Source organism: Mycobacterium sp. IDUB_5 (assembly GCF_055419565.1).
Window position 1 is genome coordinate 283,537 of the sequence record NZ_JBVAXX010000004.1, and the last position, 22,499, is coordinate 306,035.

The 22,499-nt window shown below is 68.1% G+C and carries 24 protein-coding genes, 1 tRNA gene and 1 other RNA gene; 10 read left to right on the plus strand and 16 right to left on the minus strand.

Annotation, left to right across the window (positions count from 1 at the left end; genetic code table 11):
• Positions 1-5: 5 nt before the first annotated feature.
• On the minus strand, positions 6-617 hold the full coding sequence (gene recR, locus ACZY1G_RS14425; RefSeq protein ID WP_048422551.1) for a recombination mediator RecR: 612 nt from the start codon (positions 615-617) through the stop codon (positions 6-8).
• A gap of 1 nt (position 618) precedes the next feature.
• Complete coding sequence (locus tag ACZY1G_RS14430; RefSeq protein ID WP_463822759.1) at positions 619-951, minus strand: YbaB/EbfC family nucleoid-associated protein; 333 nt, start codon at positions 949-951, stop codon at positions 619-621.
• Positions 952-1,060: 109 nt separating this feature from the next.
• Here ACZY1G_RS14430 and ACZY1G_RS14435 point away from each other — a divergent pair, with 109 nt between their 5' ends.
• The gene (locus ACZY1G_RS14435) at positions 1,061-1,810 is read left to right on the plus strand and encodes an Rv3717 family N-acetylmuramoyl-L-alanine amidase (RefSeq protein WP_463822760.1); all 750 of its coding nucleotides are present in this window, start codon (positions 1,061-1,063) and stop codon (positions 1,808-1,810) included.
• Positions 1,811-1,823: 13 nt separating this feature from the next.
• On the opposite strand, the gene ACZY1G_RS14440 is transcribed toward ACZY1G_RS14435, so the two are convergent.
• The gene (locus ACZY1G_RS14440; protein WP_463812541.1) at positions 1,824-2,282 is read right to left on the minus strand and encodes an SRPBCC family protein; all 459 of its coding nucleotides are present in this window, start codon (positions 2,280-2,282) and stop codon (positions 1,824-1,826) included.
• A 68-nt stretch (positions 2,283-2,350) separates the two neighbouring features.
• Here ACZY1G_RS14440 and ACZY1G_RS14445 point away from each other — a divergent pair, with 68 nt between their 5' ends.
• Positions 2,351-3,742, plus strand: a complete 1,392-nt coding sequence (locus ACZY1G_RS14445) for an FAD-binding oxidoreductase (protein ID WP_463822761.1) — start codon at positions 2,351-2,353, stop codon at positions 3,740-3,742.
• Positions 3,739-5,043 (plus strand): class I SAM-dependent methyltransferase, encoded by a 1,305-nt coding sequence (locus ACZY1G_RS14450; protein ID WP_463822762.1) that lies wholly within the window; start codon positions 3,739-3,741, stop codon positions 5,041-5,043. Before ACZY1G_RS14445 ends, ACZY1G_RS14450 begins: the two co-directional genes overlap by 4 nt.
• Before the next feature lie 4 nt (positions 5,044-5,047).
• Here ACZY1G_RS14450 and ACZY1G_RS14455 read toward each other — a convergent pair whose 3' ends face one another.
• The 3 genes from ACZY1G_RS14455 to ffs all read right to left on the minus strand — a co-directional run bounded on the left by ACZY1G_RS14455 (position 5,048) and on the right by ffs (position 8,442).
• Positions 5,048-6,991, minus strand: a complete 1,944-nt coding sequence (locus ACZY1G_RS14455) for a DNA polymerase III subunits gamma/tau (protein ID WP_463822763.1) — start codon at positions 6,989-6,991, stop codon at positions 5,048-5,050.
• A 26-nt stretch (positions 6,992-7,017) separates the two neighbouring features.
• Complete coding sequence (locus ACZY1G_RS14460; RefSeq protein ID WP_463822764.1) at positions 7,018-8,316, minus strand: aspartate aminotransferase type Ic; 1,299 nt, start codon at positions 8,314-8,316, stop codon at positions 7,018-7,020.
• Between the two features lie 31 nt (positions 8,317-8,347).
• Positions 8,348-8,442, minus strand: an RNA gene (gene ffs / locus ACZY1G_RS14465) — signal recognition particle sRNA small type.
• 60 nt (positions 8,443-8,502) lie between these two features.
• Between ffs and ACZY1G_RS14470 the strand changes: the two genes are divergently transcribed.
• The 3 genes from ACZY1G_RS14470 to ACZY1G_RS14480 all read left to right on the plus strand — a co-directional run bounded on the left by ACZY1G_RS14470 (position 8,503) and on the right by ACZY1G_RS14480 (position 10,481).
• A tRNA-Ser gene (locus ACZY1G_RS14470) sits at positions 8,503-8,587 on the plus strand.
• A gap of 71 nt (positions 8,588-8,658) precedes the next feature.
• The gene (locus ACZY1G_RS14475; RefSeq protein ID WP_463822765.1) at positions 8,659-9,414 is read left to right on the plus strand and encodes an eL24 family ribosomal protein; all 756 of its coding nucleotides are present in this window, start codon (positions 8,659-8,661) and stop codon (positions 9,412-9,414) included.
• A 53-nt stretch (positions 9,415-9,467) separates the two neighbouring features.
• Entirely contained in the window at positions 9,468-10,481 is a 1,014-nt protein-coding gene (locus ACZY1G_RS14480; protein WP_463812547.1) for a S1C family serine protease, read from the plus strand.
• Positions 10,482-10,485: 4 nt separating this feature from the next.
• Here ACZY1G_RS14480 and ACZY1G_RS14485 read toward each other — a convergent pair whose 3' ends face one another.
• Genes ACZY1G_RS14485 through ACZY1G_RS14500 form a run of 4 tightly spaced genes read right to left on the minus strand, consistent with a single transcriptional unit; the run spans position 10,486 to position 12,999 of the window.
• Entirely contained in the window at positions 10,486-11,238 is a 753-nt protein-coding gene (locus ACZY1G_RS14485; protein ID WP_463812548.1) for a thioesterase II family protein, read from the minus strand.
• Positions 11,235-11,744 carry a hypothetical protein gene (locus ACZY1G_RS14490; protein ID WP_463822766.1) on the minus strand — a complete coding sequence of 170 codons (510 nt, stop codon included), beginning with the start codon at positions 11,742-11,744 and terminating at the stop codon, positions 11,235-11,237. Before ACZY1G_RS14490 ends, ACZY1G_RS14485 begins: the two co-directional genes overlap by 4 nt.
• Before the next feature lie 50 nt (positions 11,745-11,794).
• Positions 11,795-12,091, minus strand: a complete 297-nt coding sequence (locus ACZY1G_RS14495; RefSeq protein WP_463822767.1) for a DUF4873 domain-containing protein — start codon at positions 12,089-12,091, stop codon at positions 11,795-11,797.
• Positions 12,088-12,999, minus strand: a complete 912-nt coding sequence (locus ACZY1G_RS14500; protein WP_463822768.1) for an AurF N-oxygenase family protein — start codon at positions 12,997-12,999, stop codon at positions 12,088-12,090. The genes ACZY1G_RS14495 and ACZY1G_RS14500 overlap by 4 nt, the downstream gene beginning before the upstream one ends.
• 116 nt (positions 13,000-13,115) lie before the next feature.
• On the opposite strand from ACZY1G_RS14500, the gene ACZY1G_RS14505 reads away from it, so the two are divergent.
• Positions 13,116-14,300 (plus strand): PucR family transcriptional regulator, encoded by a 1,185-nt coding sequence (locus ACZY1G_RS14505; protein WP_463812552.1) that lies wholly within the window; start codon positions 13,116-13,118, stop codon positions 14,298-14,300.
• Here the strand turns inward: ACZY1G_RS14505 and ACZY1G_RS14510 are convergent.
• Positions 14,293-14,847, minus strand: a complete 555-nt coding sequence (locus tag ACZY1G_RS14510) for a TetR/AcrR family transcriptional regulator (protein ID WP_463822769.1) — start codon at positions 14,845-14,847, stop codon at positions 14,293-14,295. The two genes, ACZY1G_RS14505 and ACZY1G_RS14510, sit on opposite strands and share 8 nt — an antisense overlap.
• A 105-nt stretch (positions 14,848-14,952) precedes the next feature.
• Between ACZY1G_RS14510 and ACZY1G_RS14515 the strand changes: the two genes are divergently transcribed.
• The 3 genes from ACZY1G_RS14515 to ACZY1G_RS14525 are packed head-to-tail and all read left to right on the plus strand — an operon-like array spanning position 14,953 to position 18,203.
• A complete protein-coding gene (locus ACZY1G_RS14515; RefSeq protein WP_463822770.1) occupies positions 14,953-15,876 on the plus strand; it encodes an alpha/beta hydrolase in 924 nt (307 codons plus the stop codon).
• A complete protein-coding gene (locus ACZY1G_RS14520) occupies positions 15,873-17,378 on the plus strand; it encodes a flavin-containing monooxygenase (protein ID WP_463822771.1) in 1,506 nt (501 codons plus the stop codon). Before ACZY1G_RS14515 ends, ACZY1G_RS14520 begins: the two co-directional genes overlap by 4 nt.
• A 33-nt stretch (positions 17,379-17,411) precedes the next feature.
• Positions 17,412-18,203, plus strand: coding sequence for an SDR family NAD(P)-dependent oxidoreductase (locus ACZY1G_RS14525; RefSeq protein WP_463822772.1), 792 nt, complete (start codon positions 17,412-17,414; stop codon positions 18,201-18,203).
• Positions 18,204-18,230: 27 nt separating this feature from the next.
• Here ACZY1G_RS14525 and ligD read toward each other — a convergent pair whose 3' ends face one another.
• Genes ligD through ACZY1G_RS14550 form a run of 5 tightly spaced genes read right to left on the minus strand, consistent with a single transcriptional unit; the run spans position 18,231 to position 22,482 of the window.
• Entirely contained in the window at positions 18,231-19,283 is a 1,053-nt protein-coding gene (ligD, locus tag ACZY1G_RS14530) for a non-homologous end-joining DNA ligase (protein ID WP_463822773.1), read from the minus strand.
• Positions 19,283-20,320, minus strand: coding sequence for an ATP-dependent DNA ligase (locus ACZY1G_RS14535; protein WP_463823004.1), 1,038 nt, complete (start codon positions 20,318-20,320; stop codon positions 19,283-19,285). The genes ligD and ACZY1G_RS14535 overlap by 1 nt, the downstream gene beginning before the upstream one ends.
• Positions 20,321-20,371: 51 nt before the next feature.
• Positions 20,372-20,698: a hypothetical protein gene (locus ACZY1G_RS14540; protein WP_463822774.1), complete on the minus strand. Its 327-nt coding sequence runs from the start codon at positions 20,696-20,698 to the stop codon at positions 20,372-20,374.
• 15 nt (positions 20,699-20,713) lie between these two features.
• A complete protein-coding gene (locus ACZY1G_RS14545; RefSeq protein WP_463822775.1) occupies positions 20,714-21,490 on the minus strand; it encodes a Fic/DOC family protein in 777 nt (258 codons plus the stop codon).
• Positions 21,490-22,482: a putative nucleotidyltransferase substrate binding domain-containing protein gene (locus ACZY1G_RS14550; RefSeq protein ID WP_463822776.1), complete on the minus strand. Its 993-nt coding sequence runs from the start codon at positions 22,480-22,482 to the stop codon at positions 21,490-21,492. Before ACZY1G_RS14550 ends, ACZY1G_RS14545 begins: the two co-directional genes overlap by 1 nt.
• Between the last annotated feature and the right edge of the window lie 17 nt (positions 22,483-22,499).

Below are 22,499 nucleotides of genomic sequence, written 5' to 3' on the forward strand. Positions count from 1 at the left end.
GGCACTCAGGCCATGGCACGACGGCCCGCCAGCGCGCGGCCCAGCGTCAACTCGTCGGCGAACTCCAGGTCCCCGCCCATCGGCAGACCCGAGGCGATGCGCGTGACCGACAGCCCGGGGATGTCACGCAGCATCCGCACCAGATACGTCGCGGTCGCCTCCCCCTCGGTGTTGGGATCGGTCGCGATGATCACCTCGGCGACCTCGACCCCGTCGACACGCTCGCCGATCCTGTTCAGCAGCTCCCGGATACGCAGCTGGTCGGGCCCGATGCCTGAGAGAGGATCGAGCGCCCCGCCCAGCACGTGATAGCGCCCGCGGAACTCCCGTGTCCGCTCGACGGCCTGCACGTCCTTGGGTTCCTCGACCACGCACACCAGCGATGCGTCTCTGCGCGGATCGGCGCAGATCCGGCACCGCTCCTCGTCGCTGACGTTGCCGCACACCGCGCAGAACGTCACGCCGTCGCGGACCTTGTTCAGCACGGCGGTCAGCCGGTCGATGTCCGGCGGCTCGACGGACAGCAGGTGGAAAGCGATCCGCTGGGCGCTCTTGGGACCGATCCCGGGCAGCTTGCCGAGCTCGTCGATCAGGTCCTGAACGGGTCCTTCGAACAAGTCACATCCCCGGCAAGCCGAGGCCACCCATGCCGCCGGCCAGCGGGCCCAGCCGGTCGTGGGCCAGGATGGTGACCTGCTTGGCGGCGTCGGCGATGGCCCCGAGGACGAGGTCCTGCAGCGTCTCCACGTCCGACGGGTCGACGACCTTCGGGTCGATGGCCACGCCAACCACCTCTCCGCTGCCCCGCATCGTCACCTGCACGAGACCGCCGCCGGCCTGACCGTGCACCTCGGAGGCAGCCAGCGATTCCTGTGCTTCCATCAGCTGCTGCTGCATCTGCTGAGCCTGGGCGAGCAGTGCGGACATATCGGGTTGGCCACCGGGCTGCATGCTGATCCTCTTGCGTGTTGATTGCGTGTCGGTCTCGACTTGGTTGCGCTCGCGCCGAAGCAGCGCTCAGGGCTTCCAGCGTAGTCCGCGCGCGGTCTACCGTGGCGGCGTGCTACTCCGAGCCACTCGCCGTGTCGGCGCCCTGACCGTAGCCGGGCTGCTCGTCGCGGCGTCGACGCTCGCCGCGCCGGCGGGCGCCGCACCGTCCAACGTCGCGGGCATGATCGTGTTCCTCGACCCCGGCCACCAGGCGTCCATGGCGGGGTTGAGCCGCCAGGTCCCCACCGGCCGCGGCGGTACCAAGGACTGCCAGGCCAGTGGCACGGCCACCGACGACGGCTACCCGGAGCACACGTTCACCTGGGACACGACGCTGCGCGTCCGACAGGCGCTGACCGGACTCGGGGTGCGGACCGCGATGTCGCGCGGCGACGACAGTGGGCCGGGACCCTGCGTCGACGAGCGCGCCGCGATGGCGAACGCGATACGGCCGAACGCGGTCGTGTCGATCCACGCCGATGGCGGTCCGTCCACCGGGCGCGGGTTCCACGTGCTGTACTCGTCGCCGCCGCTCAACGCGGCGCAGGCCGGACCCGCGGTGCAGTTCGCCCAGGTGATGCGCGACACGATGGCGGGCTCGGGGATCCCGCCCGCGACCTACATCGGCTCCTCGGGGCTCAATCCCCGCGCCGACATCGCCGGACTCAACCTCGCCCAGTACCCGTCGATCCTCGTCGAATGCGGGAACATGAAGAACCCGATCGACTCGGGCTTGATGAAGTCCCCCGAGGGCCGGCAGAAGTACGCCGATGCGATCGTACGCGGCGTAGTGGCCTTCCTCAGCGCCCAGCGCGGTTAGACGTCCTGAACCGCTAGACGTCCTGAACCGCTTCGGTGCCCTCGACCTCGCGCTTGAGGTTTCCGAGCACCTCGGCCTGGATCTTGCGCAGACCGATCGGCGCGAACGTCTTCTCGAAGAACCCGCCGATGCCGCCGGCACCCTGCCAGGACGTCTTGACCGTCACCGACGATCCCGGACCGGCCGGTGCGACCGTCCAGTTGGTCACCATCGACGAGTTGGCGTCCTTCTCGATCACCGTGCGGCCCGCGACGTCGACGGTGGCCTTCACCTCACGTGAGCGCGACTTCGTGGCTTGCAGTGTCCACGTGGCGACCGTTCCTGCGCCCTGACCGCCTTCGAGCACGCGGTAACCGCGGTAGTGCTCGGACAGGATCTTCGGACGCATCGCCTCGTAATCGGCGACGGCGCCGAGCACTGTCGCGGGGTCGGCGTCGATCAGAACCGTGCTGGACGCGCTGACCTGTCCCATCGGTGGAACTCCTTGTCGTCGAGTCGGGTGCGGTCGCACCGGATGCAACCGCGGACTAGCGTATATGTGTGGCTGTGGGCTCGATCGACGCATGGGCCGCGCACGCCGATGGTGTGCAGCGGCTTCTGACCAGCTACCGGGCCATCCCGGTAGGTGCGACCGTACGGCTGGCCAAGCCCACCTCGAATCTGTTTCGCGCCCGAGCCAAGAGCACCGCGCCCGGTCTGGACGTCTCGGGCCTGACCGGTGTCATCGAGGTCGATCCCGCGGCGCGCACGGCGGACGTCGCCGGCATGTGCACCTACGAAGACCTCGTCGCGGCCACGTTGCCGTACGGACTCTCACCGCTCGTCGTCCCCCAGTTGAAGACGATCACCCTCGGCGGCGCCGTGACCGGGCTGGGTATCGAGTCGACGTCGTTCCGCAACGGTCTGCCGCACGAGTCGGTGCTCGAGATGGACATCCTCACGGGCACAGGGGAAATCGTGCGTGCCTCGGTCGACGAGAACTCCGACCTGTTTCGCGCCTTCCCCAATTCGTACGGCACGCTGGGTTACTCGGTGCGGTTGAAGATCGAGCTGGAGCCGGTGAAGCCTTTCGTGATGTTGCGGCACCTTCGATTTCACTCCGTCACCGAGCTCGTGGAGGCGATGGATCGCATCATCGAGACCGGCGGCTGGAACGGCGAGCGGGTCGACTACCTCGACGGTGTGGTGTTCACCACCGACGAGAGCTACCTGAGTCTGGGCACGCAATCGGCCACGCCCGGCCCCGTCAGCGACTACACCGGCCAGCAGATCTACTACCGGTCCATCCAGCATCCGACCGGGGAGAAGCACGACCGGTTGACGATCCACGACTATCTGTGGCGTTGGGACACCGACTGGTTCTGGTGCTCACGGGCTTTCGGCGCCCAGAACCCCAGAATCCGGCGCCTCTGGCCGCGACGCTTCAGGCGCAGCAGCGTCTACTGGAAGCTGATCGGCTACGACCAGCGTTTCGACATCGCCGACCGCGTCGAGAAGCGCAACGGACGGCCGCCACGGGAGCGGGTGGTGCAGGACATCGAGGTGCCCATCGAGAACACCGCCGCCTTCGTCGACTGGTTCCTGGACACCGTCCCGATCGAACCGATCTGGCTGTGCCCGTTGCGGCTTCGCGAATCGACGAGTTCAGCTGGCGGCTGGCCGCTGTACCCGATCCGGCCGCAGCACAGTTACGTCAACGTCGGATTCTGGTCCTCGGTGCCTATCGGTCCCGAGGAGGGGTACACGAACAAGATGATCGAACGCAAGGTCAGCGATCTCGCGGGGCACAAGTCCCTGTACTCGGACGCCTTCTACTCGCGGGAGGACTTCGACGAGCTCTACGGCGGCGAGGTGTACACGACGGCGAAGAAGACCTACGACCCGGACTCACGGTTCTTGGACCTGTATGCGAAGGCGGTGCGGCGACAATGACGACTTTTCGAGAGGCCACGGAGGCCCCCAAACTCAGCCTGGCCGAGATCCTGGAGATCTTCGCCTCGGGCACCCAGCCCTTGAAGTTCACCGCCTACGACGGCAGCAGCGCCGGGCCCGCCGATGCCGAACTCGGACTCGATCTGCGAACCCCGCGTGGCACAACGTATCTGGCCACCGCCCCCGGCGACCTGGGGATGGCGCGCGCCTACATCTCGGGTGACCTCGACATGCACGGCGTCCACCCGGGTGACCCGTACCCGTTGCTCAACGCGCTGACCGAGAAACTCGACTTCAAGCGGCCACCCGCGCGCGTGATGGCCCAGATCGTCCGCTCGATCGGCATCGAGCGCCTCAAACCGATCTCACCGCCACCGCAGGAAGCCCTGCCGCGCTGGCGTCGGGTCGCAGAAGGGCTGCGGCACAGCAAGACTCGTGACGCAGAAGCAATCCATCACCACTACGACGTGTCGAACACGTTCTACGAGTGGGTGCTGGGCCCGTCGATGACCTACACGTGCGCCTGCTATTCGAGCCCGGATGCGTCGTTGGAAGAGGCGCAGGACAACAAATACCGGCTGGTGTTCGAGAAGCTCCGGCTGAAGCCTGGCGACCGACTGCTCGACGTCGGCTGCGGCTGGGGTGGCATGGTGCGCTACGCCGCCCGCCACGGTGTGAAGGCCATCGGCGTCACGCTGTCGCGTCAGCAGGCCGACTGGGCCCAGAAGGCCATCTTCGACGAAGGATTGGGAGATCTGGCGCAGGTGCGCCACTGCGACTACCGCGACGTGCGCGAGTCACAGTTCGACGCCGTGTCCTCGATCGGCCTGACCGAACACATCGGCGTGGCGAACTATCCGGCCTACTTCCGGTTCCTGAAGTCCAAACTGCGGACCGGCGGGCTCCTTCTCAATCACTGCATCACCCGGCACGACAACCGGCACGGCGCAGCCGCCGGCGGGTTCATCGACCGCTACGTGTTCCCCGACGGGGAGCTGACCGGATCCGGGCGCATCATCACCGAGGTCCAGGACGTCGGCTTGGAGGTTCTGCACGAGGAGAATCTGCGCCACCACTATGCGATGACGCTGCGGGACTGGTGCCGCAATCTGGTCGACAACTGGGACCAGGCGGTCGCCGAGGTGGGGCTGGCCACCGCCAAGGTGTGGGGCCTGTACATGGCGGGCTCACGCGTCGGCTTCGAGCAGAACGCGATTCAGCTGCACCAGGTGTTGGCGGTCAAACTCGACGAGCGGGGTGGCGACGGCGGTCTGCCGCTGCGGCCCTGGTGGAGCGCGTAGCCGCTCAACCGTCGATGCGGCGCGCGCCCAACTCGCTCTGCAACAACTCCAGCGCCGCCTCCTCCGGATCCCGGCGGGGCGCGGCGGGATCGATGGTGTCGGCTTCGGCCAGCATGCTCGCCTCGTCATCCCCATCCGGCGGCGGCGGCGGTTCGTCGGCCATCCGGCGCGGCCGAGCGGTAGCCTCCTGCGCCGCTGCGGGTGCGGACCCGACTTCGCAGCGCACGGACCAGTTCACCCCCAGCGCGTCTTTGAGCGCCTCCCGGATGACGTCGGCATTGCGCTGCTCGGTCAGCCGTTTGGCCAGCGGTGCCGATTCGTGGCTGAGGATCAGCGTGCCGTCTTCGACCGCACGCACGATGGCCCCGGCCAGCATCACCTCGGTGGTGCGGCTGCGCTCCCTGACCTTCTCACGCACCGTGGTCCACATGCTGCGCACGGCCGCCGCGTTCGGTTCGCCGGCGGCGACGGTCGCCGCCGGGGTCACGGGGGGCGCCTCGACCGCGGGTGCCGCCGGCTGGCGCACCGGCGGCGGTGACGAAACCGGTTGAGCGGCAGCAGGTTCAGGCTCGGTTTCGGGCGTGGCCGTGGGCGTGGGCGTGGGCGGTGAGGGTGGCGGCGGCGTCGGCTTCGGCACCACCGGAGGAGCAGGTGGTCGCGCGGCCGGGGCTGTCGCCGCCGGAGCGGGTGGGGCCGCCGGAGCCGGCGCGTGGTCGGCGGTCTGGGTCCTGCGGACGTACTGCTTGACCGGTGCCGCGGCAGCGGGGGCGCTGGTCCCATCGCCGGGGATCGACATGTCCAGGCGGGTCTCGATGCGCTCCACCCGCTGCAGCAGCGCCGCCTCGGTGTCGCTGGCCGACGGCAACAGCAGGCGCGCGCACACCACCTCGAGCAGCAGGCGCGGCGCCGTCGCCCCGCGCATCTCCCCCAGCCCGGCGTGCACCACCTCGGCGTAGCGGGTCAACGTGGCCGTTCCGATCCGTGCCGCCTGCTCCCGCATCCTGTCCAGTTCGTCCTCGGCGCCGTCGACGACGCCGCGGGCGACCGCGTCGGGCACGGCCTGCAGCACGATCAGGTCCCGGAACCGCTCCAGCAGATCCGTCGCGAAGCGCCGCGGGTCGTGGCCCGCGTCGACGACACCTTCGACCGCGCCGAACAGCGCCGCGGCGTCACCCGCGGCCAGCGCGTCGATCGCGTCGTCGATCAACGCGACGTCGGTGGCGCCCAGCAGTGCCAGTGCCCGCTGGTAGGCGACATGGTTTCCCTCGGCCCCGGCGAGCAGCTGATCGAGCACCGACAGCGTGTCTCGCGGTGAACCACCGCCTGCCCTGATGACGAGCGGATACACCGCGTCGTCGACGTCGACGGTCTCCGACGCGACGATCTTCTCGATCAGCGACCGCATGGTGCGGGGCGCCAGCAGCCGGAACGGATAGTGGTGGGTGCGCGAGCGGATCGTCGGCAGCACCTTCTCCGGCTCGGTGGTGGCGAACACGAAGATCAGGTGGTCGGGTGGCTCCTCGACGATCTTGAGCAGCGCGTTGAAACCCGCGGTGGTGACCATGTGCGCTTCGTCGACGATGAAGATGCGGTACCGCGACTGTGCCGGGGCGTAGAACGCGCGATCGCGCAGCTCTCGCGTGTCGTCGACACCGCCGTGGCTGGCCGCATCGAGTTCGACGACGTCGACGTTGCCGGGGCCGTTGGGGGCCAGGGCCACACAGGAATCGCACACTCCACAGGGAGTGGCAGTGGGCCCCTGGGCGCAGTTCAGCGAGCGGGCCAGGATGCGCGCCGAGGACGTCTTCCCGCATCCGCGGGGCCCGGAGAACAGGTACGCATGGTTGATGCGGCCCGAGTTCAACGCGACCGACAGCGGCTCGGTGACGTGTTCCTGGCCGACGACCTCGGCGAACGTCGCCGGACGGTACTTACGGTAGAGAGCCACGAAAGCAGGCTACCGACCTACCCCGACTACTTCTCCGCCAGCAGCGACTCGGTCGCCGACAGCAACGCACACGTGGCCAAACCGTCGATGGCCTCACGCAGATCGGCCATTCCCGGGAACGTCGGCGCGATACGAATGTTGGTGTCCTGCGGGTCTTTACGGTACGGGAAGGACGCGCCGGCCTCGGTCACCGCGATACCCGCGTCCTTCGCCAGCGCCACGGTGCGCTTGGCGGTGCCGGGCAGCACGTCGAGGCTGACGAAGTAGCCGCCCTTGGGGTCGGTCCACGACGCGATCTTCGACTCACCCAGGCGGTCCTCGAGGATCTGCTGGACGAGCGCGAACTTGGGCGCGAGCAGCTCCTGGTGGCGGCGCATGTGCAGGCGCACACCGTCGGCGTCGCCGAAGAAGCGAAGATGCCGAAGCTGATTGACCTTGTCGGGTCCGATCGACTTCTTGCCCGCGTGCTGCAGGTACCAGGCGATGTTGCCCAGCGATCCGCCGAAGAAGCTGACTCCCGCGCCGGCGAACGTGATCTTCGAGGTCGAGGCGAACACCAGCGGCCGGTTCGGATGATTCGCCGCCGCAGCGAGGCCGAGCACGTCGACCTGCTTGGCGAACTCGAGGGTGAGCGTGTGGACCATGTAGGCGTTGTCCCACATCAGACGGAAATCCGCTGCCGCCGTGGGCATCTGGACCAGACGCCGGACCACTTCCCACGAATAGGTGGCACCCGTGGGGTTGGCGTACACCGGCACGCACCACATGCCCTTGATCGCCGGGTCCGCTGCGACGAGCTCTTCGATCAGGTCGACATCGGGTCCGTCTTCGCGCATCGGCACCGTGATCATCTCGATGCCGAGACTCTCGGTGATCGCGAAGTGCCGGTCGTATCCGGGAGCGGGGCACAGGAACTTCACACCGGTGCCGTCACGCAGGTCGTCGATCCACGGTCGCGGCGAGTCGACGCCGCCGTGCAGCAGCGAGTAGACGACCACGTCGTGCATGAACTCGAGGCTGGCGTTGTTGCCCGCGATCAGGTTCGACACTCCGATGCCGAGCAGCTCGCCGAAGATGGCTCGCAGCGCCGGAAGTCCGTGGAGGCCGCCGTAGTTGCGGGTGTCGGTGCCGTCGGGGTCGCGGAAGGCATCCGGGCCGTCGCCCGGCAGGCTCAGCAGGCCGTTGGACAGATCGAGCTGGGTCGGCGACGGCTTGCCGCGGGTGAGATCGAGCTGGAGCTTCTTGGCCTGCAGCTCGACGTAGTTGCGCTGCTGCAGTTCGTGCTGCTGAGCCAGCTCCTCGCGGCTCAGCGACTGAAACGACACCGCTCGCCTTTCCCGTCGTCTGTGCATGACATGAAGGGGACCCCGCGCACCCGCCAGAGCCCGTTGACCCTTGCTGCCTTCCGGCCCTGGGGGAGTTCACAGGATGGACGCCGCGCGGGGTCCACGAGGAGTCTAACGGGTGGCGGATTTTTCGAGCCACCATGCCGGTCGGTTACGATTGCCGACGGAGGATTCGCCTAGTGGCCTATGGCGCTCGCCTGGAACGCGGGTTGGGTTAACGCCCTCGCGGGTTCAAATCCCGCATCCTCCGCACTCGCCCGGGGTGCGATCGACCGGTTCACCCACGTCGTCGCACCCCGGGCACCACGATCGAGGAGGAGTATGGGCCGCACCGTCGCGGTGGTCTGGCACGTGTCGTTCGCCGTTGCCGCAGGTGTCCTCTACTACTTTTTCGTCCTCCCCCGCACGTTCGAACTGCTCGGCGACACCTCGCACACGTTGGGCACCGCGCTGCGGATCGTCACCGGCGCACTGATCGGCTTGGCCGCGCTCCCCGTCGTGTTCACGCTGCAGCGCACCCGCCGGCCGGAATTCGGCGTGCCCCACGCGGCGCTGCGGCTGCGCACCGCCTCAATCGTGCTGCACGTGCTGGCCGCGGCACTGATCATCGGGGCAGCGATCGCCGAGATCTGGATCTCGCTCGACAGCGCCGGGCAGTGGTTGTTCGGCATCTACGGCGCCGCCGCGGCGGTCGCCCTCCTCGGATTCCTGGCGTTCTACCTGGCCTTCGTCGCCGAGCTACCGCCTCCGCCGCCCAAACCGGTGAAGGTCAAGCAGCGCACGTCGCGACGGGGCCGCAAGGCCGACACGACTGGCGAGAGCGAAGAGAGCGACGAGAGCACGGACAGTGCCGACGCCGCGGCCGGTGACGTAGAGGACGCGGCGGATGACGCCGTCGAGACGGATGACGAGACGACGAAGGAGCCCGCCCCGGTCGCCGAGGCGGAACCTGCTGACGATTCCGACACGGACGACTCCGAGGCCGCCGGCAAGCTCCAGAACAAGCGCCCGAGCGGCAAAGGGACCCTGCTCAGCAAGCGTCGCCGTACCCGCGGTTCTGTGGCGGTCGAGGACTGAGCAAGCACGATCTCGTTCGACAGCAGCTCGTCCGACGGCCACTATTGACTGTTATGGGTTCCTTTCCCCGGCTGAGGTTCGCCCTGGCCGCAGTGACCGCAGTGCTGGCGTTCGTCGCCCCCGTGGCGCCGGCTGCCGCCGCCCCCACTGATCTCGTCGCAGTCTCGACACAGGTCGAGCCGTCGGTGGTGCGGATCGACACGCAGGTCAACTATCAGGGTGTCATCGGCGCAGGTACTGGCTTCGTGATCGACCCGGGTGGTCAGGTGCTGACCAACTTCCATGTCGTCCAGGGCGCAGACAGCATCACCGGCACCGTCAACGGGCGCGCCTACCCCGCCACCTTGGTCGGCTATGACCGCAAGCGCGACGTCGCCGTCCTGCAGCTGCAGGGTGCCGGCGGGCTCCCCCCGGCCCGCATCGGTGACTCCAACGTCCTGGTGCCCGGCGAACCCGTCGTCGCGCTCGGCAACGCCTCGGGCACGCAGGCCCCACTGACCCGTGAGACCGGCACGTTCACCGCGTTCGGTCAGACCGTGAACGCCGAGGACAGCCTGACCGGCTCCAGCGAAGAGATCACCGGCCTGATCGAGTTCGCCGCGCCGGTGCGCGCAGGTGATTCTGGCGGTCCCGTCGTCAACGGAGACGGCGAGGTCGTGGGTATCACGACGGCCGCGTCGGTGAACTTCCGGATGGGACCGGGTGGAAAAGGTTTCGCGATCCCGATCAACGACGCGATGTCGATCGCCAACCAGATCCGCGCCGGGGCTGCCTCCGACAGCGTGCACATCGGACCGCCGGTCCTGCTGGGCGTCGGTATCCGCGCCGCGGACAGCGGCGAATCGGGCGTCGTCATCCAGGAGGTTCTGCGCGGCGGCCCCGCCGAGCAGGCCGGGCTGGCCGATGGCGACCTGTTGATCTCCGTCGACGGGGTGCGGCTCGACTCGTCGAAGTCGCTGCCGGCGCTGCTCGACCGGCACTACCCGGGCGACGTCGTCGACCTCACCTGGATCGATCGCAGCGGCGGGACGCGCACCGGCAAGGCGGTCCTCACCCCGGGTTCGTGACCGGTCAGCCCGGGAGCCCCCGCAACGTCGCAGCGATGACGTCGATCACCTGCTGCGGCTGCTTCTCCAGATAGAAGTGCCCGCCGGAGAAGGTGTGCACGGACCCGCCTGCTGAGGTGTGCTCGTGCCACGCCGAGGCGTCGGCCACGCTGGTCTTGGGGTCATCGGTCGCCGTCATCACGACCACGGGAGCGTGGACGCCGATGTCGGTGCCACGGTGGTAGGCCTGCAGGGCGCGGTAGTCGTTGCGGAACGCCGGCAGGAACGTCTCGAGCATCTCCTGGTTCTCCAGCACCCGCGGATCGGTGCCGCCGAGTTGACGCATCACGTCCACCAGCTCGCGGTCGTCCTTGTGATCCCGTTCGTCGCCGTAGCGGCTGGGGGCGCGTGAGCCGGAGGCGAAAATCGTCACTGGTGTGCGGCCCTGCGCGGCCTCCAGCCTGCGGGTCACCTCGAAGGCAAGGACGGCGCCCATGCTGTGCCCGAAGAACGCGACCGGCCCGGCGGGCACCGCGGCGAGTTCGGCGGTGATCTGGTCGGCCAGCTCGTCGATGGTCTCGACGAACGGCTCCTTGTAGCGGTCCTGGCGCCCCGGGTACTGCACGGCGAAGACGTCGAACTCCGGGGAGAGTGCCCGTGACAGCGGGAAGTAGTAGCTGGCCGACCCGCCCGCGTGTGGGAAGCACACCAGACGAAGCGGCGCAGCCGGCGCCGGGTTGAAGTTGCGGATCCAGGGGCTCCGTTGCGGTTCGGTCACGGCTGCGGCGCCGTCGGTGCGGGTGGCGGCGGTGGTGGCGGCGCACCGGGTGGCGGCGGAGGAGGCGGTGGCTCCTCGACGACGCGCAGCACGTTCACCGACAGGCGCGCCCCCGGCGGCCCCTCGATCTGGACGTCTTTGAAGATCTCCGCCTTCTCGCCCTGCACGGTGAACCTGCCCGGCTGTGGCGCGTTGCCGCCCGTGACCTCGTACTCGACGGCGAACGGCGTCTCCGGGAAAGGATGCAGGCCAACGTATTTGGGCTCGATCGTGTAGGTGTACACGCACGGGCCGTTCGGCTGGCAGGCCTGGTTGGTCACCGTGACTCCGATCAGGAACTCCTTGACCGTGGGCACCGACGGCGGTGGCGGCTCGGGCGGTGTCCGGCGCGGCACCGCGGACTGCTGATCGTCGGACCTGGCGACCAGCACGAGCGACGCGATGCCGACGCCGCTGGCGAGCACCCCGAAGATCGCCAGCGCGGCGAGGAGTTTGCGGAAGGTCACCTGGGCAGGGTAGCGACTGCGGTCACGCCGCGACGCGATTCCCCTGTCGGTCAGGGCGCGAAGGGCGGCCGGCCGACACCGCTGATCATCAGGTGTCCACCCGCGGTCCGCTCCACGAGCCGAGCGGTGACATCGACGTCGGCTACGCACAGGCGTGCCGCCGCGCTGCCAGACCGCACCTCCGGCGGGGCGTCGTACACGGTGCCCTGCCAGTGGTAATGCCCGTCGAAGGGGTTGATGGAGCCGGTCAACCGCACTCGTACGGGATGACGGACGTCGCCGACGACCAGGCTGGCCGGTCCGGCGTAGCCCGGCCTTCCGTCCTGCCCCTCACCGAGGTCGATCACAGGAAGTGCCTCCGCTTCCACATCCGGCGCGCCAGCGGCCCCATCAGGCCGAGATCGTCGAGGAATTCGCCCAGCGATGCGAAACCCGTTCGCTGCACGGCGTGGAAGTTCTTGTTGGCGCGTGCTTGCCGCTGCGCTTCGGCGGCGTCGAGTCCTACGCGCTGGTACAGGCCGCGTCGGGTGAAGTTCTGGAAGTAGAGCCGAGCGCCGAGGCCGTGCAGATTGGCCAACAGCCAGCGCATGCGCGGCGACAGCGTGGCCACGTCGCGCCGGATGCCGTCGCGGGCGAACTGGATGTGGCGGGCCTCTTCGGTGACGTGGATGCGCATCACGCGTTGCACCAGCGGCTGCACGTCCTGCCCGTCCTCGAGGATCCTGCGTTGCAGCGCATCGAAGATCTCTTCGCCGACCAGCGCTGCGATCCACAGCATGGGGCCCCGGAACACGAAGGCCATGGCGTTCACCCGGCGCGCTGCGTTCCCTGTCGGCCAGAAAGGCTCGACGCCCAGCCGCTCGATGGCTCTGCCGAACATCAGCATGTGGCGCGCTTCGTCGCCCAGTTCCGTCAGCTCGTAGAACGTGGTGTGGGCCGTCGGTGAGGAGTGGATCATCCCTCGCAGCAACGACTGGTTGAGCATGTTCTCGAACCAGATTCCCATCGACAGGTAGTTGACGAACTCTTGCCGGGACAATTCGATCCGCTGCTGATCGGACATCTGCTCCCAGAGCGGCGTGCCCCAGAGCGACGACATGTGCGGTGGGACGAAGTACTTGTCGTCGGCCAGCGGGGCGCTCCAGTCGATGTCGACGACGGGTTCGTAGGACTTCTTGGCCGAGCCCTTGAGCAGCCGCAGCGAGATGTCCTCCCGGCTGGTGCCGCTACCGGGCATGGTCGAGGAGATGGTCATGGCCCCATTCTTCTTCACCTCTGTGGTCAACTTCTCGCCCTGAACGGCCAATTCTTTGCGCTAAAACTGTCGCTGGCGGCCAGTTCGCGGTTCTTCGAACCCGTACAGTCGGCCTCATGCCTGAGCTGCCGATCCCGGGAACGCGAATCGTCGGGCTGCCTCCGCACACACTGGCGGCGATGCGGGCGGGATTGCCGGCTCTCATCGACCGCATGGTGCTGGCCGTCATCGCCGAGGTCCCTGAGCTCGCGACCGCTGCCGAGGACTCGTGGCGTCCGGTCATCACCGCCTCGGCCGACCAGCTGTTGGGCGCCCTGCTCGACCAGTTGCACGCGTCGACCGAACCGCTCACGGCTGTGCCCATGCAGGACGTGCTGGACACCGCGTACCGCTTCGGTCGGCGTGAAGCCCGTAACGGCCGACCCACCGAGGTACAACTGGCGGCCTATCGTGTCGGCGCGCGCGAACTCTGGCGCGACTGGAGCTCTGTGGCCGTCCGTGACGACATCGACCGGGACCAGATCAGCGCGTTCGCCGAGATGTTCTTCGCCTACTTGGACCAGATCTCCGCGGCCGGGGTGGCGGGTTACGCCGAGGAGCAGGCGAGGTCGGGATTGGACCGTGAGCGGCACCGTGAGCGACTGGTTCGCGTGTTGTTGAACGGGGCACCGGCCGACGAGGTGGAACGTGCCGCGGCCGAGGCGAACTGGACCGCCCCGCGCACGCTCACCGCGGTGGTCCTGGCGAGCCGACGGCACACCCCGATCTCATCCGACTCCCGCACGCTCAACGTGCCCGACGATGCCGTCGAGGTGGCCCCGGGGCAGCGCGTCGTCCTGGTGTGCGACGTCGGTGGCTCAGCACGTCCGCCGTTCCTCGTGTCGCTGGAATCCACGAATGCCGTCGTGGGGCCGGCGGCGTCGTGGCAGGCGGCGCGGACGTCGGTTCGGCGGGCGGTGCGGGCCGCGGCGCAGCGCGGGCCGAACGCAGCCGGCGTCCTCGACACCGACGAGTTCCTCCCGGAGTTGGTCGTCGGCGCGGACGCCGACGCGCTCGCCGATCTACGTGACCGAGTGTTGTCTCCGTTGGCGGGGCTGCCCGATCGGACGCGGGAGCGGCTCGTCGAGACGCTGCGGTCCTGGTTGTTGCATCACGGCCGCCGTGACGACGTGGCAGCCGACCTGTTCGTGTCGCCGTCGACGATCCGCTATCGGCTGCGGCAGCTACGGGACGCCTACGGCGAGAGGCTCCAGGACCCGCGGTCGATCGCCGAACTCACTGTCGCCCTTGCGGTTACGTGATCACCCCTGGCCGGTGTGTGGTCCAGCGCGAAGCCAGGGCGTCGATGATGGCCCGCTGCTGACCTTCGTCGTGGTGGTGCATGAGAAGCCCTTCGACCGTGAAGACGCCGATCGCGACTTCGGCGTCGGGCGCGGGAACTCCGGCGGCCTGGAGTTCGAACTGAAGCAGGCTGCCGGTGATCGCATGGAAGTTCTGATGCCATTCGGCAATGGCCCCGGAGTGCTCGACGCGCGCATGCACCGTCGTGAGGAGACGGCTCATCTCGGTGAGCTTGCCGACGATCCATAGCAGCCGTTCCGCGATCGGCTGACTTGCGATTGCCTCGTACTGCGGCCACACGTCGGCCATGACCGCGTCGAGCACCGCGATCAACACGTCGTCTTTGTCACCGAAGTACCAGTAAATGGTGTTGGGCGCGACGCCGGCTTCCTTGGCCAGGCGGCTCATCGAGGTCGCGTCGTAACCCGCGTCGATGAACAGTCGCCGTGCTGCTGCAACGATTTCGGCACGCTTCTCTTCGGCGGCCTGCGGGCGCTTCTGCGCCATCACGTCCTCCTGGGTGCCGTCTACGTCACACCGTGTTGAATGCCATTCAACACGGTGCTACGTTTTGTTGAACGCCATTCAAGATACCCGACGGAGGGCAGATTGATGACCCCACGACCCAGCTACGACCGGCATGACGTCACTTTCACGTCCGAGGGCACAACCTGCGCGGCGTGGCTCTACCGGCCCGACGGCGTCAAGAATCCGCCTATCGTCGTGCTGGCCCACGGGTTCGCCGCCTTCCGCGAACTGCGTCTGGACGCCTACGCCGCACGATTCGCCCAGGCGGGCTACGCGGCCCTGGTGTTCGATTACCGGCACTGGGGAGCCAGCGACGGGCAGCCCCGTCGAATCCTGGACATCGCAAAACAACAGGCGGACTGGCGCGCCGCGATCGCCTACGCGCGCAGCCTGGACGATGTTGACACCTCTCGGGTCGTGGGGTGGGGTTCCTCTTTCGGTGGCGGCCACGTGCTCACATTGGCCGCCGCTGACCACGAATTCGCAGCCGTCGTCGTCCAGGTGCCGCACGTCTCCGGTCCGGCGTCCGCGTTCTCACAATCACCGAAACTGGTCGCGAGGCTGGTCTCGGCTGGTTTGCGCGACCAGATCGGCGCATGGCTGGGGCGCCCGCCCTACCGGACAGCGGCCATCGGTTACCCCGGCGACGTGGCGATGATGACCTCCCCCGGGGCCGCCGAATTGGTCGAACGGATGGCCGGGGAGAAGCGCGAGGAACTACTCGCAGAAAACGACGTGGCTGCGCGCATCGCTCTGCAGGTCCCGCTGTACTCGCCGGGCCGCCACGCCGCCAAAATCACCGCACCGACGCTGGTGCAGTTGGCCATCAAGGACGACGTCACCCCCTACGCGAAGGCTCAAAGGATCGTGGCGCGCATCCCCCGCGGGGAGGTGAAGTCCTACGACATCTCACACTTCGAGCCCTATCTGGATCCGCACTTCGAGCAGATCGTCACCGATCAGATCGACTTCTTGGACCGACACGTCGGCGGTGGTGGTACTCGATGAGCGCACCGTCACCGAGGACCTCTACCCTTCCGCCATCGGTGCACACGCTGGTCGTTGGCGCGGGATTCGCCGGAATGGCCGCCGCCGCGGCGGTATTGCGCGCCGAACCCGGAGCCGACCTACTGATCATCGAGCGGGCCGACGAGGTCGGCGGCACGTGGCGTGACAACACCTACCCCGGGTGTGCTTGCGACGTACCGACATCGCTGTACTCGTTCTCCTTCGCACCGAGCGCGAAGTGGAGTCACACCTTCGCCCGCCAACCCGAGATTCACCGCTATCTCATCACGGTGGCCGACCAGACGGGACTGCGGCGTCACCTGGTCACAGGATGCGAATTGCTCGGTGCATCCTGGGATGCGCAGCGGCAGTGCTGGAGAGTCCGCACCTCCCTGGGCAATCTGACCGCGACGGTGCTGGTCGCGGCTACTGGCGCGCTGTCCACCCCGAAGCTGCCAAACGTGCCGGGACTGAACGACTTCGGTGGCATCGTGTTTCACTCCGCCACCTGGAAACACGACCACGACCTGACGGGCAAGCGAGTCGCCGTCATCGGCACCGGTGCCTCAGCGGTGCAGTTCGTACCCGAAATTGCAGACCGGACCTCTCATCTGACGGTGTTCCAACGCACCCCTGCCTGGGTGATGCCCCGTCTGGATCGCACGCTGGGCCGCCGCGAGAAGGCTCTGTATCGCCGAATTCCGCTTGTGCAGAGGCTGGTTCGCGGGATGGTCTATGGCTACCGCGAAATCTACCTCGCAGCGCTGGCGCACCTGACCTGGCTGCTCCCTCTGGTCGAACTCGTCGCGAAGGCTCAGCTGCGCCGCCAGGTGCCCGACGCGGAGTTACGCGCGGCGTTGACGCCTAGTTTCCGCATCGGATGCAAGCGGATCCTGCTCACCAATGACTGGCTACCCACGCTCTCCCGCGACGACGTCGAGGTGGTCACCACTGCCCTGGCCGAGATCACCCATACCGGCGTTCGCGACGGCAGTGGCAGGCATCACGACGCCGACACCATCATCTTCGCCACCGGGTTCACCCCCACCGAGCCGCCGGTGGCGCACCTACTGACCGGCGCCGATGGCGCCACCCTGGCCGCGCACTGGGCGGGCAGCCCGAATGCGCACCTGGGCATGACAGTTGCGGGCTTCCCGAACCTGTTCGTGATGTACGGACCCAACACCAACCTGGGTCACAGCTCGATCGTGTACATGCTCGAATCCCAAGCCGCCTACCTCGCCGCCGCGCTGGCAACGATGCGCCGCGAGGGTTTTGCGTCGGTCGATGTCCGTCCTGAAGCGCAAGCAGCACACAATGATTGGGTCGACGACGCACTCAAGGAAACCGTGTGGAACTCCGGGGGGTGCTCGAGCTGGTATCTGGACTCCCGCGGCCGCAATTCAACGATGTGGCCGACCTTCACCTTCCGGTTCCGCTCCCGCACCAGGACCTTCGACGTGCAGAACTACCTCACCCACACGCGTCAGACCGCCGCGTGACACCCGCACCAGTCAACCTGAAAGGGGATGTTCATGACTGATCCGCAACGGGCCGCACTGATCACCGGAGCGTCCGCCGGCATTGGCGCCGCGTTCGCCCGCCACCTCGCCGCCCGAGGCTACGACGTCCTGCTCGTCGCGCGCCGTGCCGAGCGCCTCGAAGAACTCGCCGCCGACCTACACCGAACACACGGTCGGCGCTGCGAGGTCCTCGCCGCAGACCTCAACGACCCCACCACGCCGGCAGCCATCATCGAACACGCCACCAACATCGACATGCCCGTCGATGTGCTCATCAACAACGCCGGACTGTCCGCGAGCACGAAATTCTCGCAGAACCCTTGGGAATCGGTCGCCGCCGAACTCCAATTGATGGTCACCGCCACAACCGAACTCGCTCACCGCGTGGTCCCGAACATGAAGCAGCACCGCTGGGGCCGCATCATCAACCTGTCCTCCCTGGCCGCCATGGGGCCGCCCGGAGAAGGTCTGCTCTACACCGGCATCAAGGCCTACGTACTCCACATGTCCCAGTCACTCGACATGGAACTCAAGCCGCACGGAATCCACGTCACCGCACTCTGCCCCGGCTTCACCCACAGTGAGTTCCACGATGTCATGGGCGCCCGCGACGCGGCCGACCGCCTCCCCGGCCTACTCTGGCAAAACCCAGAAGACGTCGTGCGCGAGGGATACGACGCGGTCATGGCCGGCAAGCCCATCTGTATTCCGGGCACGGTGAACAAGCTCACCGCGGCGGCCGTACGCCCACTGCCGCAACGCCTTCAATACGTACTGGGTCGAGATCTCAACCCCTTCAAATAGACCCCGCGGCCGCAGTCCCGTCGCGTGCTAGTCCCGCGTGACCGGGTTGCCTTCGTCATCCCAGTGCGCGGCCACTTTCTTGCTCGGCTGCACGCGCGGCGGTTCGCCCGGCATCTTGGGATAACTGGGCGGATAGGGCAGATCGCCGAGCCCGCGCTCCTCGTCGGCGGCCACCATGTCCAGCAGCGTGTCGATGCGGTGGGCTGTCGCGTCGATGTCGGCCCACGGATCGGGCCGGCTCGCGACGAAGTCGGGCACGGTGAGCATCGTGTAGTCGTCGGGGTCGGCGGTGCGCAGCTCGTCCCACGTCAGCGGCGTCGACACCGTCGCGATCGGCGTCTTGCGCACCGAATACGGCGAGGCGAACGTGCGATCGCGGGCGTTCTGGTTGTAGTCGATGAACAACCGCTCTCCACGCTCCTCCTTCCACCACGACGTCGTCACCGCGTCCGGCGCCCGCCGCTCGACTTCGCGGGCCAGCGCGATCCCGGCGCGGCGGACCGCGATGAAATCCCACTCGGGCGCGATGCGCAGGAACACGTGCACGCCGCGTCCGCCCGAGGTCTTGGGGTAGCCCACCAGCCCGAGCTCGTCGAGCAGCGGCTTGAGGACGTCGACCGCGACGGTGCGGGCCTCGACGAACCCGGTGCCCGGTTGCGGGTCCAGGTCGATGCGCAACTCGTCGGGATGTTCGGTGTCGGGGCAACGCACCTGCCACGGATGCAGCGTCACCGAACCCATCTGGGCGGCCCACGCGATCGCCGACGGGTGGGTGATCTTCAACGCGTCGGCGGTGCGGCCGGACGGGAAGGTGACCGTGCAGGTCTCGAGGTAGTCGGGATGCTTCTGCGGTACGCGTTTCTGGTAGATCTCCTCGCCGTCGATACCGTCGGGGAACCGCTGCAGGTGCACCGGGCGGTCCCGCAGCAGCGCGACCATCCGATCGGCCACCGACAGGTAGTAGTCGACGAGTTTGCCCTTGGTGCCGTCGGCGCCCAGCTGCGGGAAGTAGGGCTTGTCCGGGTTGGTCAGCCGGACCTTCACCCCGTCGACGTCGAGTTCGGTTGCAGGACTGGGCATCAGGACTCCAGAACGTCGTAGAGATCGTAGGTCGCCGGCACGTCGAGCTGGTCGAACGTACAGCTGGCGGGGTCACGGTCGGGCCGCCACCGGCGGAACGAGACGGCGTGGCGGAAGCGGTCCCCTTCCATCTGGTCGTAGGCGACCTCGCAGACCCGCTCGGGCCGCACCGGTATCCAGCGCTTGTCGGCTGCGGAGTTCCACCGGCTGGGCTCCCCGTCGCGGACGTCGTCGCCGATGCGCAGCGGCTCCAGGTCGGCCAGCAGCGACAGCCGCGCCTTCGCGGTGAACGAGGCGGCCCCGCCCACCATGTGCAACGAGCCGTCCTCGCGGTGGAGACCGAGCAGGATCGAGCCGATTCCCTCCCCGCTCTTGTGAATTCGGTAGCCGATGGCCACGCAGTCGGCGTCGCGGGCATGCTTGACCTTCACCATGTCGCGCTTGCCCGGGAGATAGACGCCGTCGAGTCGCTTGGCAATCACCCCGTCCAGCCCCGCGCCTTCGAAGTCCTGCAACCACCGGGTGCCCAGCTCGGGATCCTCGGTGGTCCGGGTGACGTGGCACCACTGCTTCTCGTTGACCGCGTCGATCAGGGCTTCTCGCCGGGTGCGGAACGGCTCCTTCAGCAGCGAGGTGTCACCAACGGCGAGGGCGTCGAAACCGATGAAGTGCGCCGGCGTCTGCTCCGAGAGCATCCGGACCCGGGAGTCTGCGGGATGGATGCGCTGACTCAGCGACTCCCAGTCCAGCCGCACCCGCCCGCCGACGTCGCGCGGCACGACGATCTCCCCGTCGAGCACGCAGCGCGGCGCCAGTTCGTCGCGCACGGCGTCGAGCACCTCCGGAAAGTAGCGGGCCAGATCCTTGCCGCTGCGCGACAGCAGCACCACCTCGTCGCCGTCGCGGAACACCAACGCCCGGAATCCGTCCCACTTCGGCTCATAGGACCACACGCCGACTTCGGCGGGAACCGCCTTCTGCGCCTTGGCGAGCATCGGCTCCAGCGGCGGCATCACGGGCAGGTCCATGGCATCCATACTCACGTAGACCCGAGTACCCAGACAATGTCATCGCTGTCGTCATCGCGCTCAGTTACCGATGCCGACTCCGATGCCGCCCGGGCCGCCCTCGATCCAGACGCCGCCGTCGTCGTGATCGTTGGGACAGGACACGTCGACGTACACCGTCGTGAACGTCTCCGGCGGCGGGCCGGTGAGGTCTGGATTGTGAACGCCCAGCGAGCGGCACTCCGACAGCGGTCGGCTACTGATGCCGCTCACCCAGTTGATCGCGACGTCGTAGCCCTGATCCTTGAGTTCGTCGATGACGGCCGCCGCAGACCCCGATTGCGGCTGAGCCGCGCAGGGGGCCGCGAGCGCAACGACCACCGGCACGCACAGCGCGATTCGCAGCATGCCGTCATCATGCGCTCATCGCACGGCCCGATTCAGCAGATACAGGAACGGCCGGTGACTCGCCTGGCCGTCGCGGCGCAGCGGCATGCTGTCGATCGCCGCGGCGTACCAGTCAGCGCGCTCGATCCCGGTGAAGTCGAGGTGCCGGCCACAGCGCGTCGCAATACCCAGGAGGAACAGGGCGCCGGCGCGTCCATTGCCTTCGCGGAAGGGGTGAATCTGGTTGTAGTCGGCGTAGATTCGCGCAAGCTCGTAGGCCATCCGCGGCGCATCGTGATCTTCGCCGGTCAACTGCTGCGCTCGTGCGTGCACCGCCGCCATCGCATCGTCGATCGACGACACCGAGCCGAACGAGTGCTTTCCTCGGCGTATTTCGACGGTTCGGTAGCGTCCCGCCCAGGCGTACACCCCGCCGAACAGGTGCCGATGGATATCGCGGACGTCGAGAGGGTCTGCACCGGGCTGTCGACAGAGCCACTCCACCATCCGCGCCGCGGACGTCATGTACTCCAGGTCGGCGAGGACCTCGGCAGTGGTCACCCCGAATTCGTTGCGCAGCAACTGCGTTCCCGGGATCAGGTAGGGCGCGGGCCGTCCGACGCGCCACCGGCGGCGCTGGGGACTCGGCGGTGGGTGACGATTCCGGTAGGCGGCCAGATGGTCGTCGCAGCGGAGGTCGCCCCGCACGATGGCGGTGAGCGCGTCGAGGTGCTCGGTGTCGGGGCGCCATCCCTCGATACGGTGCACGGCCACCGTCGTCGCGACGATGTGCTCTTCGGGGTCCACCGGCATCAGGTGTCGGCGAACGCCGAGATCGAGGACAGGTACGACAGTTTGCGCATCACCCCGGACACGTCGCGGGCGACGCTGCGCAGCCCGGCGCGATCCTGTGGGGAGAGATCCCCCAGCGCGACAACATCGCGGCTACGCACATCCGCTACGCGTCCCTGCCATCGGAAGTGCGTCAACCATCGGTGGCATTCGTCCAGCGTCGCGGCGTCATCGTCGTCCAACACCCCGCCGGCGGCCCCGTCGGCCAACCTCTGCCGGGTGGGCAGCGCCGTCGAGCCGACCGACAGCGCCGCCCAGCGGGCGATCTTGACCACCGGATCCAGCACCGCGCGCTTGACGTCGACGGAGTCCCCGGCGCTGACGAACACGCGCAACCGCGACGGAACGGTCGCGCGCACCGCGGTGGCGTCGTGCAGCATCGCCTGGCGGACCGCGTAGTGTCGGCCCGCCGCCGCACGCGCCGACACCCGCAGCGTGTCCTCCGCTCCTGACAGGGCGGACGCGTCGGCCATCAACCCCGTCATCACCACCCCCCGGTCACGCTCGGGCTCACTGGCCCACCGTTCGATGCCCTCGACCCAGCTGCGCTGCCTCCGGCAGAACCGCGCCCGGCTGGCCAGGACGCCGTTGGCGTCGCCGGAGACACCGCAGCGCTCCAGCAGCGCGTGCACCTGGGCCGCACGCGCCAACAGGTCGGTCTTGGCGGTGTCGCCGATCCCGTCGCCGAGGATCACCATCGTCTCGACATCGGACCCCGGGACGGCCTCGCCACGCGCCACGCTGCCCGAGACGAACCACGTCCAGTCCGCCGGTTCCACCAGGCGCACCCCCGCGGCCACGGCGTGGCGCAGGACCGCCGACCACGCCTGCGACTGTTCGGGACGTCGGGTCAGGCTGGTCGCCGCACGGGTGATCTCGGCACGCAGGCCCGCCTCGTCGGCGCAGCCGTCGAGCGCGGCGACGCTCTGCGCGAGATCATGAGCGTGCGGCATGGAGTCGATTGTGACCT

Excerpts from the sequence above, each read along its gene's own strand:
- ACZY1G_RS14430 (WP_463822759.1), bottom strand. The coding sequence starts at position 951 with ATGCAGCCCGGTGGCCAACCCGATATGTCCGCACTGCTCGCCCAGGCT.
- ACZY1G_RS14440 (WP_463812541.1), bottom strand. The coding sequence starts at position 2,282 with ATGGGACAGGTCAGCGCGTCCAGCACGGTTCTGATCGACGCCGACCCC.
- ACZY1G_RS14450 (WP_463822762.1), top strand. The coding sequence starts at position 3,739 with ATGACGACTTTTCGAGAGGCCACGGAGGCCCCCAAACTCAGCCTGGCC.
- ACZY1G_RS14475 (WP_463822765.1), top strand. The coding sequence starts at position 8,659 with ATGGGCCGCACCGTCGCGGTGGTCTGGCACGTGTCGTTCGCCGTTGCC.
- ACZY1G_RS14480 (WP_463812547.1), top strand. The coding sequence starts at position 9,468 with ATGGGTTCCTTTCCCCGGCTGAGGTTCGCCCTGGCCGCAGTGACCGCA.
- ACZY1G_RS14500 (WP_463822768.1), bottom strand. The coding sequence starts at position 12,999 with ATGACCATCTCCTCGACCATGCCCGGTAGCGGCACCAGCCGGGAGGAC.
- ACZY1G_RS14505 (WP_463812552.1), top strand. The coding sequence starts at position 13,116 with ATGCCTGAGCTGCCGATCCCGGGAACGCGAATCGTCGGGCTGCCTCCG.
- ACZY1G_RS14510 (WP_463822769.1), bottom strand. The coding sequence starts at position 14,847 with ATGGCGCAGAAGCGCCCGCAGGCCGCCGAAGAGAAGCGTGCCGAAATC.
- ACZY1G_RS14515 (WP_463822770.1), top strand. The coding sequence starts at position 14,953 with ATGACCCCACGACCCAGCTACGACCGGCATGACGTCACTTTCACGTCC.
- ACZY1G_RS14520 (WP_463822771.1), top strand. The coding sequence starts at position 15,873 with ATGAGCGCACCGTCACCGAGGACCTCTACCCTTCCGCCATCGGTGCAC.
- ACZY1G_RS14525 (WP_463822772.1), top strand. The coding sequence starts at position 17,412 with ATGACTGATCCGCAACGGGCCGCACTGATCACCGGAGCGTCCGCCGGC.
- ligD (WP_463822773.1), bottom strand. The coding sequence starts at position 19,283 with ATGCCCAGTCCTGCAACCGAACTCGACGTCGACGGGGTGAAGGTCCGG.
- ACZY1G_RS14535 (WP_463823004.1), bottom strand. The coding sequence starts at position 20,320 with ATGGATGCCATGGACCTGCCCGTGATGCCGCCGCTGGAGCCGATGCTC.
- ACZY1G_RS14540 (WP_463822774.1), bottom strand. The coding sequence starts at position 20,698 with ATGCTGCGAATCGCGCTGTGCGTGCCGGTGGTCGTTGCGCTCGCGGCC.
- ACZY1G_RS14545 (WP_463822775.1), bottom strand. The coding sequence starts at position 21,490 with ATGCCGGTGGACCCCGAAGAGCACATCGTCGCGACGACGGTGGCCGTG.
- ACZY1G_RS14550 (WP_463822776.1), bottom strand. The coding sequence starts at position 22,482 with ATGCCGCACGCTCATGATCTCGCGCAGAGCGTCGCCGCGCTCGACGGC.